Source organism: bacterium SCSIO 12696 (genome assembly GCA_024397955.1).
Lineage (GTDB): Bacteria > Pseudomonadota > Gammaproteobacteria > Pseudomonadales > Porticoccaceae > SCSIO-12696.
This window is the reverse complement of the sequence record CP073744.1, coordinates 948840-960114: the sequence shown is the minus strand read 5'-3', so window position 1 is coordinate 960114 and position 11275 is coordinate 948840. Positions and strand designations below refer to the sequence as shown.

Here is an 11275-nt window from a genome sequence, read left to right as displayed (position 1 = left end):
ATAATCTCACAACTGTAACCCCAATGGCGACTTCTTCTATGGCGACAACTCCAGTTCCTGCCAAACCCGCTGCCAGCGTGATTTTTCTTCGAGATAGTATGGAAGGAGTAGAGTTATTGGTGGCGCGTCGTAACCCCCAATTGCGAATGGCAGGGAATTTCTGGGTGTTCCCCGGTGGTGCTTTGGAAAAGGCCGATTGGGATCAGGCGCAGGCAGTAAACCCCGATGATGAACTATTGCCTTATCGTATTGCAGCGGTGCGTGAGACCATGGAGGAGGTGGGCTTGGCCATTGAGGCGGCAAGTCTGCAATACATTGCCCACTGGGTGGCACCGGATAATATGGCGGTACGCTTTGATACTCGTTTCTTTGTGGTTCAGACCCCGGCCGATCAGAAAGCCAAAGTTGATGGTAGTGAATTAGTGGAATTACGCTGGTTGAGCCCAGAGGAGTTTGTGACTAAGGGGAAGCAGGGTGATTACCTGATGATGCTCCCGACACTGGCGAATGCCTTGCGCCTGGTGGGCTTTGCTACTGTGACAGAGCTGTTAGCTGAATTTGCTGTTCAGACCATTGAGCCGATAAAACCAGAGTTGAGTTTTGGCAATGGCAAAGCAGTGGCCAAAGTGCCTGCAGAATTGGGTTTGGGATTGACCGAGTGGGCGTTTCCTTACCCAGTTAAACCTCGATAATTTCTGTTGTAGTGCAGCCAAATTGAGCCAAACCGTTGGTTAGCAAGTTGTGGTCAGGGTGGGGTGCTGTAAACAGTGCCATGCTGTGTGGTTGCAGCGGCAGCTCTTGGTCTAAGCCTGGCAGTAGGGAGTGTACTCGCCGGGCAATGGCTTCTCCGGAATCTATCCACTGTATAGGGCGTGGTGCCAGTGCAGCCATCTCTTCTTTTAGCAACGGAAAATGAGTGCACGCGAGCACAATAGTATCCAACTCGGTGGGGTTAAAAAGCGGCTCCAGTATTTGTTGTAACTGACCTTTGGGTAATTGCCCTCCTCTCAGCTTTAGTTCCGCCAACTCTACTAATTCTGCTGACCCCACTGAAACCACCTGGCAGTGGCTGGCAAATTCTTCAATCAAGTTTTGAGTGTAGCGCCGTTTTACGGTGCCCGGTGTAGCCAGCAAGCCAATGCATTTACTGGCACTAATGCTTGCTGCGGGTTTAATGGCGGGCACCACGCCAACCACCGGGTTATTGAACTGGTGGCGAATACTGGGAAGTACCAAGGTGCTGGCGCTGTTGCAGGCCACTACGATCACATCCGGTTGCAGGCGTTGAATCAGAGCTTGTAGCACCGCTTGCACTCGTGAGGTCAGTGCAGTTTCGCTTTTGGTGCCGTAGGGAAAGGCTTCATTGTCGCAGGCGAACACCAGTTCGCATTGGGGTATCGCTTTGCGAAGTTCGGCGAGTACGCTCAAGCCACCAACACCGGAGTCAAACACTAATACTCTGGGAACGGCTCTGGGAGCATTTGTTGCAAGTGCAGAAACGGCCATGGCAAATTTTGTCTTGGGTAGACTCTGCTCAATTGTACACAGCAGTGGCCAATCTGGCTCTCCACACTGGTAGAATACGGGCCATCTTTTCATGATCGATTGATCTTATGATTGAGCACATAGATAACAACACACTTATTAGTCTATTACCTGTACTAGCAGCTGGATTAGTGCTGGGATTGTTGGCGGGCTGGCTACTGGCACGTCTGAAGCACAACAAGCTTCAGGCTGAACTGACTGAAGAGCTGGCCGCCGCTAATCAGCGCGCGGCAGTCCTGGATGAGCGCCTGAATGCCAGCAGTGAACGCTATGAAGAGCGTCTGGCAGAACTGAAAGCTGCTCGACAAACCCTGGCCCAGGAATTTGAGAACCTCGCCAACCGTATTTTTGACGCCAAGCAAAAAAGCTTTTCCCAGCAGAGCAAGCAAACCCTGGAACACAGCTTGGCACCGGTTCGGGATGAACTGAAAAGCTTTCGCAAAAAAGTGGAAGACGTATACGACAAAGAAAATGCCGACCGCAACAAGTTGGTTGGGCAAATCACCGAACTGCAAAAGCAGGCCCAGCAGATCAGCCAGGGCGCTGAAAACCTGACCAATGCTCTGCGCGGTGACAGCAAGGTGCAAGGCAACTGGGGCGAAGTGGTGCTGGAGCGACTGCTGGAAGAGTCCGGTTTGCGCAACGGCCGTGAATACCAGACCCAAGCCTCGTTTACGGACGACCAGGGGCGGCGCAAAATGCCGGATGTGATTTTGCACCTGCCAGATGAGCGAGACATCGTGATTGATGCCAAGGTGTCGTTGACCGATTACGAACGTTATTGCAGTGCTGACAATGATGAGCAGCGCCAGCAGTACCTCAAAGCTCATATCAACTCCCTGCGCACCCATATTACTGGGCTGTCCCGCAAGGCTTACGAGCAGCTGGATGAAATTCGCACTCTCGACTTTGTGCTGATTTTCGTGCCTGTCGAAGCGGCTTTTATGGTGGCTCTGGAAAACGATCACACCCTGTTCCGGGATGCCTACGATAAAGGCATTATTCTGGTCAGCCCCAGTACTCTACTGGCCACTTTGCGCACCATCCACAATATCTGGCGTTTTGAAGATCAAAACCGCAACGCGGAAAAAATTGCCAAGCAAGCCGGGGCGCTTTACGACCAGTTTGTATTGTTGATTGAAGCCTTTAACGATGTGGGCAAACACCTGGAGCGCAGCCAGCTGGCCTGGGAGACCGCCAATAAACGCTTGCATACCGGCCGAGGGAATTTGGTGAAACGGGTGGAAGACATCAAAGTACTGGGTGCCAAAGCCAAAAAACAAATTGCCCGGGAATCCCTTGAACGGGCCGAAGAGGACGCGTCAGAAGCGCTGATTGCGGTGGATGAAAAATGAGTGAAGTAATTTGGGTCTTTATAGCGGCAGTGATTGTGTTGGCGCTTGGCGGGTACGCGCTTTATCTGGCTGTGGCTCTGCGTAAACGGGAACGCCAACGCGCCCTGTGGCGCGATGAAGTCGAGCAAATGGTGCGAGAGCGCAGCGAAAATATCCACAACAGCATTCGCGTGATTGCCGGTGCAATGTTGGAACAGCAAATGACCATGAGTGAGTGCGTTATTCGCCTCAGTGGCTTGCTCAATCAATTGGGGCCGGTGGGCGAAAACAGTCGCTATCAAAGTTTGCATCTGGCGGCGGCGGAGTTGGCTCATATTCCCATTCTTGATGACTGGAAAGCGCTCAAATTTCGTGAGCAAATGAAGCATTTAAAAGAAATGGATGCGGTTGAGCAAAAATATGGGGATTTTGTCCTGGATGTCTGTCGTCATATCCAACAAGTTGGTATAACTGAAGAGAGCGCTCAGCAAGAGCAGTCATCTGTTGGTTATTACATGCCGAACAAGCCGGCGGGGGGATAAACAGTGTGTGAGTTACTGGGAATGTCCACCGACCAACCCACGGACATTTGTTTTAGCTTTACGGAATTGATGAAACGCGGTGGCGATGCCGGCCCTCATCGTGATGGCTGGGGCATTGCTTTTTACGACAAACTGGGGGTGCGCTCGTTTCACGACCCGGAGCCCAGTCATTGCTCCAAAATTGCTGACTTCGTGTGTTCCTATCCCATCCGCAGTTGTAATGTGATTGGCCATATTCGCCAAGCTAATGCAGGACAGGTGAACCTGGCCAATACTCATCCATTTATTCGCGAGTTGTGGGGGCGCAACTGGGTGTTTGCCCATAATGGCCAATTCAAAGCGGTCAAAAAATGGCCACTTGGCCGTTTTAAACCGGTTGGCACCACCGATTCCGAACACGCTTTTTGCTGGTTGATGAAGAATATTGTCGAGGAATTTCCAGAAATTCCGAAAAGCCCAGGCCGCCTGCATCGCCGGCTCAAAGAGTGGTGTGACTTGCTGCGGGAGCAGGGTGTATGCAATCTGATATTCAGTGACTCCCGCTACACCTACGCCTATTGCTCCACCAAATTGTGCTGGTATACCCGCCGTCCACCGTTTGCGGAAGCGACCTTGAAAGATGCCGATGTGACAGTGGACTTTAAACTCAAGGACACCCCGGTAACTGCAGGAACTGTGATTGCCACTGAGCCCCTGACGGCTAATGAGGCGTGGAATATTATGCAGGCTGGTGAATTTATTGTGTTTAAAAAGGGCGAGGTGTTTAAGCGTATTTTGTGATTGCTTGCTGACACCATATTCAATAGTTATCCCCGCGGCCGCGGGGATAACATCATCCTTTTAAGATGCCGTTGCTTTGTATTTCACAACTTTGGTTTTTGCCACTAAATCGTGAACACAGCGTTGGTCTTTCCTGAAAATAAACAGAATATCTATCCAGATAAAGATACTGCCTATAATGGGTATTAATGACGACGATTGAATAAGGATGTAGCGAATTCCTGCTGTGGTGGTAAGGCTGGGAACCTTGTTGCTATCTACATCCACAATCTGAATACCAACTATTTTTTTGCCAATAGATTGACCATGATTTTTGAGAAGGTAGCCATTGAATGTTAACCACACAATAATCGCGCAGAAAAAGACGGCTAGTTGCAGTGAGAAAGTGCTATCTCCAGATATCAATCTATCCCAGATCCCTGTGAGGAAATAAATCGCAAACATCGGTATAAGAATAATTATTGAATCGAGAATGGAAGCGCCCAGACGGCTCATTCGTGACGCGAGCTCTAAGTCATCCGCGGAGAGGGCGTTGCTTGTTAGGAGTTCTGATTCTGGCGTTTTATAAGGACTATCTTGACTATCCATAGTGTCTTCCGTGTAAATAATGGTTGTTGAAGGAATTTTTTCTAGTTGTGGTTTGTCGTAAAAGCAAGCTATGGTAGCAAAAAAAGCATTGAGTGAGCCGCTGGCCCGCGGTTTACCGGAGAATAAAAGATACCTCTATGACCACTGTTCAAGAATCCATTCAGTCTGCTCGCGAACGCTTTGGTATCCCCCAAACACTACCAGAAAATATGCCAGGTACGATGGTCGATGTACTGCACCTGCGGGCTCAGGAAGTACCTGAATCCCCAGCGTTCAGTGCTTTGGGAGGGACCTTGAGTTACGCTGAACTGGAACATTTATCTGACCAGTTTGCCAGCTACCTGCAACACCATACACACTTGCAAAAGGGAGATCGTCTGGCGGTTCAGTTGCCGAATATCCTGCAGTATCCGGTGGTCTCTTTTGGCGTATTAAAAGCGGGTTTAATTCTGGTTAACACCAACCCCTTATACACGCCGAGGGAATTAAAACACCAACTGACCGACTCTGGCGCCAAGGCGTTGGTGGTGCTGGACAGTCTGTTGCACAACTCTCTGGAAGGAGTATCGGGCACTCAAGTAGAGCTGATCATTTCCACCGGTGTGGTGGATTTGTTGCCATCACCAAAACGATTGCTGATGGGTGCAGCGGTCAAGCTGTTGGGTAAGGGGCGAAAAGTCACCCGGCAAAATAATGAGATTTCTTTTGCTGAGGTGCTGAAAAAAGGGGCGTTGCAGCCATTAACCGCGGTTGATACTGGCCCAGATGATTTGGCTTTGCTGCAATACACTGGTGGCACCACCGGGGTATCTAAGGGTGCCGAGCTGACTCACGGTAATTTAATTGCCAATACCCTGCAAACCTACAGCATGCTGGAGGGCCGGGGCATTGAAATGAACGATGAAATTATCATCGCGCCGCTGCCGCTTTACCATATTTTTGCGTTTGTGGGCAGCATGGTGCTGATGCTCTACATTCGCGGTCACGTTCACCTGATACCGGACCCTCGCAATCTGTCCGCCATGGTAAAAGTGCTGCGCAGTTGTCGTTTTTCCATTTTCTTCGGACTCAATACCCTATTTGCCGGCTTGATGCGCCATAAAGGCTTTGGAAAAGTGGATTGTTCCGCGCTGAAGCTCACGTTTTCCGGCGGCATGGCGCTGACTGAAGTGGTGGCGGAGCAATGGCAGCAAACCACTGGGTGTACGATCACCGAAGGCTACGGCTTAACAGAAACCTCCCCAGTCGTGGCGGTGAATGTTCCCGGCCAGGAAGTGCTGGGAACCATTGGTACTGCGGTGCCTGATACCGAAGTGCGTATTGTCGATGAAGGTACCGACCAAGGGCTGAACAGTGCCGGTGAACTCTGGGTCAGAGGCCCCCAGGTCATGCAGGGCTACTGGAATAATCAGCAGCACAGTGCCGATGGTCTCGACAGCGATGGTTGGTTGCGAACGGGAGACATTGCCAGTGTCGATGAACAGGGTTTTCTGCGTATTCTCGATCGCAAGAAGGATATGATATTGGTGTCCGGTTTTAACGTTTATCCCAACGAAATTGAAAACGTGCTCAACAGCCACCCGGCTATTCAGGAGAGTGCCGCTATCGGCATTCCCGATGCCAATAGCGGGGAAGCCATCAAGGTATTTGCCGTGGTAACCGATCCGGCGCTGACGGCTAAAAAGCTCAAGGCCTGGTGTCGTGAACAACTGACGGCTTATAAAGTCCCCCAGCAGTTCGAATTTTGTGACGATTTGCCCAAGTCCAATGTAGGTAAGGTGCTGCGAGCAAAACTCAGAGATTGATATCACTGCTGTTCGTATAGCGCTTTCTGGGCCAGCAGGTATTCGCGCCCATCCCCTGTAGTCGTGGTAAAGTCCGCGCTTTTAAACGTTCGTCGACAGCATGGCCAACAACTCCGACTCCACCCTTCAAGCCATTCAACAGCAGCTGGATCAGTGCCTGTCGTCAGATCGTGGACGCTTGTTGGCGGGGCTGGGCCGCGCTCGTCAGCGTGTTCGCCGCAAACAGCCAGTTGACCGGGATTTACAAAAGCTCTCTGAATTGCTGGAACGCTCAAAGCAAGCCGTTGAACAGCGGCGGGCCGGGTTGCCGCCGGTGACTTATCCGGACTTGCCGGTTTGTTCGCGGCGAGAAGAAATTGCCACGGCCATTCGCGACCATCAGGTTGTGGTTATTGCCGGTGAAACCGGCTCCGGTAAAACCACTCAACTGCCAAAAATTTGCCTGGAACTGGGGCGGGGTAGCCACGGCTTGATTGGCCATACCCAGCCTCGCCGTATTGCTGCCCGTACCGTGGCCAGCCGTATTGCCGAAGAATTGAATACTTCCTTGGGTGAAAAGGTCGGTTATCAAGTGCGTTTTAATGACCACAGCGGTGACCGTACTTACGTCAAACTGATGACCGATGGCATTTTGCTGGCAGAGATTCAAAACGACCGTTACCTGAATCGTTACGACACTTTGATTATTGATGAGGCTCACGAGCGCAGCCTCAATATCGATTTTTTGTTGGGTTACCTGAAACAGATTTTGCCCAAGCGTCCGGACCTCAAAATCATTATTACCTCTGCAACCATCGACGTGGAGCGGTTTTCCCGGCACTTTAACGATGCTCCGGTTATTGAAGTTTCTGGCCGCACTTACCCGGTAGAGGTACGCTATCGGCCGCCACAAGAGGGCACGGGCGATTTACCTGAACAGGTACTGTCGGCGTTGCAGGAATTGTTGGAATTGCCTCAGCGCGGAGACGTACTGGTATTCCTCAGTGGGGAAAGGGATATTCGCGAGCTGGCTTTGGCGCTGCGCAAAGCGGTGACACAAAAGCAGTTGCCAACAGTGGATGTTTTGCCGCTGTACGCCCGCCTCAGTCTGGCGGAGCAGAATCGAGTCTTTCAGGCTAACACCCGCAAGGGAATCCGTATTGTGTTGGCCACTAATGTGGCAGAAACCTCCGTTACTGTTCCCGGTATTCGCTATGTGATCGACCCAGGCACGGCTCGCATTAGTCGCTACAGCTATCGCACCAAAGTGCAGCGCTTACCCATTGAGGCTGTTTCACAGGCCAGCGCCAATCAGCGTAAGGGCCGCTGTGGGCGCCTCAGTGACGGGGTGTGTATTCGCCTGTATTCGGAAGACGATTTTCAACAGCGCCCTGAATTTACCGACCCGGAAATTGTACGCACTAACCTGGCGGCAGTGATTTTGCAGATGATGCACCTGCGCATCGGTGATATTCGCGATTTTGAGTTTGTGGATGCCCCCGATCAGCGCCTGATTAGCGATGGCTTCAATCTCTTGAAAGAGCTGGGGGCCATCGACGCCAAAGAGCAACTGACAGCGGTTGGGCGCCAATTGTGCCGGCTGCCGGTGGACCCGCGCATGGGGCGCATGTTGCTGGCTGCAGAGCAACAACAGTGCCTCCGGGAATTGCTGATTATTGCTTCTGGATTGAGTATTCAGGACCCCCGGGAACGCCCCGCTGACAAACAGCAACAAGCGGATCAGGCACACGCTCGCTGGCGCGATAAGGCTTCTGACTTTATCAGCCTGCTGAATCTTTGGGATCATCTGGAACAGCAGCGTCAAAACTTATCTGGAAATCAATTCAGTAAATACTGCAAAGCTAATTTTGTGTCTTATTTGCGAATGCGGGAGTGGCGCGATTTACATCATCAACTGCATCAGGTGGTGCGTGAATTGAAGCTGGCTAGCAGCAGTGCCCGCCTGCCGGACAGCCAGCAACCGGCTGATAACCCGCTCATTGAATACCATCAGGATACTATCCACCGGGCGTTGTTAACCGGCCTGCTGGGACAAGTGGCGCGAATCCAGGAAGGCAAAGAGTACCTGGGTACCCGCAATCGCAAGTTTATGATTTTCCCCGGGTCTGGGGTCTACAAGAAAACACCCAAGTGGTTGATGTGCGCCGAGTTGCTGGAAACCAGCAAACTGTTTGCCCACACCGTTGCCGCTATCGATAGCCAATGGTTGCCACAGCTGGCAGCTCACCTGGTAAAAAAGAGCCACAGCGAACCCCATTACGACGCCCGTCGCGGGGAGGTTATGGCCTATGAAAAACAAACTCTGTATGGCTTGACCATTGTCGAGCGCAAGCGCTGCCGCTACGGCCATATCGACCCGGCTGTGGCCCGCCAGGTGTTTATCCAGGGCGCTTTACTGGAGGGTGGCTATCAGCGCAATCGCCGTGGCAAAGGCGCTTTTGTGCATCACAATCGCCAGTTGCTTGAAGAGCTGGAACAGCTGGAGGCCCGTACCCGCCGCCGGGATATCGTCGCGGAAGAGCAAGTGATGTTCGATTTTTTTGATCAGCGTCTTCCCGCTGATATCAATAATCTGGTGGCTTTTGAGCAGTGGCGCAAACAGGCCGAGCGGGAACAGCCGAAATTTTTATATATGGATCGTGAGTTGCTGATGCAGCGGGCGGTCAGTGATGCTTCTCAAGCCCAGTTTCCCAACGAAATTGAATGCCAGGGACTAAAGTTTCCATTGAGTTACCACTTTGAGCCAGGGCACCCGGAAGACGGGGTGACGGTGACTATCCCGCTTGGCTTACTTCACCAAGTGCCCAAATACCGTTTTCAGTGGCTGGTGCCCGGCATGCTCCGAGACAAGTGCATCGCTTTGGTGAAATCGTTGCCAAAACCCCTGAGGCGGGAATTTGTACCGGTGCCCAATGCAGTGGACAAGGTATGGAGTGCTTTAAAAGCATGCAACCGTCCATTGGTTGAGGTATTGGGGGAGCAGTTGCAGCGCCACTATGACGTGGATTTATCCGCTGCCCCTTGGCATCAGCCCGAACAGCAGGATCAACTGGATACTTACTACCGAATGAATTTTCGCCTGTTGGACGACAATGGCGAACCGTTGGCCATGGGGCGTGATCTCCAACAGTTGCAGCGGGATTATCGCGGCGAAGTGCAAACAGTGATCCAGCAAACCGCTGCACCGGACTTTGAACGGAATGAATTACGCCGCTGGGACTTTGGCGAACTGCCAGAAGTGTATGAGCCGGATACGGGGTCTGTGGCGATTCGAGCCTGGCCGGCATTGGTAGATAACGGCGACTCCGTGGCTTTAAAACTGTTGGATCACCCGGAAACAGCTCGCAACACTACTTGGCAGGGACTATTGCGTCTGGCTCTTTTGGAACACAGTCAAACAGCCAAGTATTTGGGCAAGCAGCTGCTCAAAGGCGCCGATTTAAAACTGCTTGCGGCGGGCTTGCCCAAGCGACAGCAGATGATAGGTGGCCTGATCATGGGGGCCTATCGGCAAGCCCTATTTGATGATAAGGAAATTCCCCGTTGCCGCGACGACTTTGTGACCCTGCTTGAGCGGGGTACCGGCAATATAGTCAGCTGTGCAAATGAGCTGGAAGCGATGCTACTTTCGCTGTTGGCGCCTCTCGCCGAGATTCGCAAGGGCTTAAAAAAGGTGAGCTTAGGGGCTTTTGACGGAGTGGCGGATGTCAATGATCAGCTCGGCAGGCTGTTTGCCGACGATTTCTGGGTACAGCAGCCTTACGATTTGTTGATTCAGTACCCTCGTTACATCAAGGCTTTGGGGTATCGAGTAGAAAAGATGGCACTCAACAGCAGCAAAGATCGGCAATACAGCTTGCAGTTGCAAAACCTGTATCAGCGTCTCAGCGACCTGCCTATGGAGCCCGTTGAGTGGACCCAGGATCAGCAGCTTGCAGTGGCCCACTACCGCTATATGCTTGAAGAATATAGAGTTTCTCTGTTTGCGCAACAGCTGCGCACAGCTCTTCCAGTGTCTGAAAAAAGGTTGGAAACCCAATGGAAACAAGTGCTTGAGCAGTTTTCATGACTCAATCAACAGTTTTTTGGGTGAAAACGTAAAAAAATTGCAATACTGGAGAAAACGTGGAAACTTAGGCACACCCCTTGGGTCATATACCCCAGCAATGCCGGAGAAGGCTTTGCTGTATATGAATTTTTAAAACGAAGCAAAGAAACGATTAGGAGAGATCCATCATGGCTAAGCATACTACTAAACCTCTGGCTGCTGCGGTTGGCGCTGCATTTCTGGCATCTGTTGCTATTGCACCTGCAGCAATGGCTGCTAACCCATTCGAAGCCAGTGAGCTGACTTCCGGCTACAACACGCTGAGCTCCAAGTTGGCCGAAGGTGGCTGTGGTGAAGGCAAATGCGGCGAAGGCAAGTGCGGCGAAGGCGAAAAAGGTGAAGAAGGCAAATGCGGCGAAGGGAAGTGCGGCGAAGGTAAATGCGGTGGTGAGAAAGGCGAAGAAGGTAAGTGCGGCGAAGGTAAGTGCGGCGGTGAGAAAGGCGAAGAAGGGAAGTGTGGTGAAGGTAAATGCGGCGAAGGGAAGTGCGGCGAAGGTAAATGTGGTGAAGGCAAATGCGGTGAAGGTAAGTGTGGCGGTGACAAATAATCACCTGCGACTGTTACCCTGAGTA

Annotated in this window: 9 protein-coding genes; 7 read left to right on the top strand and 2 right to left on the bottom strand. The window is 51.8% G+C overall.

All coding sequences use genetic code 11. From position 1 onward, the window contains the following. The first annotated feature begins 38 nt into the window (after nucleotides 1-38). Nucleotides 39-692: an NUDIX hydrolase gene (locus KFE80_04440; GenBank protein UTW46151.1), complete on the top strand. Its 654-nt coding sequence runs from the start codon at nucleotides 39-41 to the stop codon at nucleotides 690-692. Here KFE80_04440 and KFE80_04435 read toward each other — a convergent pair. Then, entirely contained in the window at nucleotides 679-1506 is an 828-nt protein-coding gene (locus tag KFE80_04435) for a glutamate racemase (GenBank protein UTW46150.1), read from the bottom strand. The two genes, KFE80_04440 and KFE80_04435, sit on opposite strands and share 14 nt — an antisense overlap. A gap of 107 nt (nucleotides 1507-1613) precedes the next feature. On the opposite strand from KFE80_04435, the gene rmuC reads away from it, so the two are divergent. Genes rmuC through KFE80_04420 form a run of 3 tightly spaced genes read left to right on the top strand, consistent with a single transcriptional unit; the run spans nucleotide 1614 to nucleotide 4201 of the window. Then, nucleotides 1614-2900: a DNA recombination protein RmuC gene (rmuC, locus tag KFE80_04430; GenBank protein UTW46149.1), complete on the top strand. Its 1287-nt coding sequence runs from the start codon at nucleotides 1614-1616 to the stop codon at nucleotides 2898-2900. Further along, nucleotides 2897-3421, top strand: a complete 525-nt coding sequence (locus KFE80_04425; protein UTW46148.1) for a DUF2489 domain-containing protein — start codon at nucleotides 2897-2899, stop codon at nucleotides 3419-3421. Before rmuC ends, KFE80_04425 begins: the two co-directional genes overlap by 4 nt. Nucleotides 3422-3424: 3 nt before the next feature. Beyond that, entirely contained in the window at nucleotides 3425-4201 is a 777-nt protein-coding gene (locus KFE80_04420; GenBank protein UTW46147.1) for a class II glutamine amidotransferase, read from the top strand. Nucleotides 4202-4261: 60 nt separating this feature from the next. Here the strand turns inward: KFE80_04420 and KFE80_04415 are convergent, their stop codons facing one another. After that, the gene (locus KFE80_04415; protein UTW46146.1) at nucleotides 4262-4789 is read right to left on the bottom strand and encodes an RDD family protein; all 528 of its coding nucleotides are present in this window, start codon (nucleotides 4787-4789) and stop codon (nucleotides 4262-4264) included. A gap of 137 nt (nucleotides 4790-4926) precedes the next feature. On the opposite strand from KFE80_04415, the gene KFE80_04410 reads away from it, so the two are divergent. From KFE80_04410 to KFE80_04400, 3 genes are all read left to right on the top strand, one after another. Then, nucleotides 4927-6594 (top strand): AMP-binding protein, encoded by a 1668-nt coding sequence (locus tag KFE80_04410; protein UTW46145.1) that lies wholly within the window; start codon nucleotides 4927-4929, stop codon nucleotides 6592-6594. Nucleotides 6595-6694: 100 nt separating this feature from the next. Then, nucleotides 6695-10663, top strand: coding sequence for an ATP-dependent RNA helicase HrpA (gene hrpA, locus KFE80_04405; protein ID UTW46144.1), 3969 nt, complete (start codon nucleotides 6695-6697; stop codon nucleotides 10661-10663). A gap of 167 nt (nucleotides 10664-10830) precedes the next feature. Continuing rightward, on the top strand, nucleotides 10831-11250 hold the full coding sequence (locus KFE80_04400; GenBank protein UTW46143.1) for a hypothetical protein: 420 nt from the start codon (nucleotides 10831-10833) through the stop codon (nucleotides 11248-11250). Nucleotides 11251-11275: the final 25 nt, after the last annotated feature.

Bases quoted from the DNA above. Each gene is read 5' to 3' on its own strand.
- KFE80_04410 (UTW46145.1), top strand. From the start codon at position 4,927: ATGACCACTGTTCAAGAATCCATTCAGTCTGCTCGCGAACGCTTTGGT.
- rmuC (UTW46149.1), top strand. From the start codon at position 1,614: ATGATTGAGCACATAGATAACAACACACTTATTAGTCTATTACCTGTA.
- KFE80_04400 (UTW46143.1), top strand. From the start codon at position 10,831: ATGGCTAAGCATACTACTAAACCTCTGGCTGCTGCGGTTGGCGCTGCA.
- KFE80_04440 (UTW46151.1), top strand. From the start codon at position 39: ATGGCGACAACTCCAGTTCCTGCCAAACCCGCTGCCAGCGTGATTTTT.
- hrpA (UTW46144.1), top strand. From the start codon at position 6,695: ATGGCCAACAACTCCGACTCCACCCTTCAAGCCATTCAACAGCAGCTG.
- KFE80_04435 (UTW46150.1), bottom strand. From the start codon at position 1,506: ATGGCCGTTTCTGCACTTGCAACAAATGCTCCCAGAGCCGTTCCCAGA.
- KFE80_04415 (UTW46146.1), bottom strand. From the start codon at position 4,789: ATGGATAGTCAAGATAGTCCTTATAAAACGCCAGAATCAGAACTCCTA.
- KFE80_04425 (UTW46148.1), top strand. From the start codon at position 2,897: ATGAGTGAAGTAATTTGGGTCTTTATAGCGGCAGTGATTGTGTTGGCG.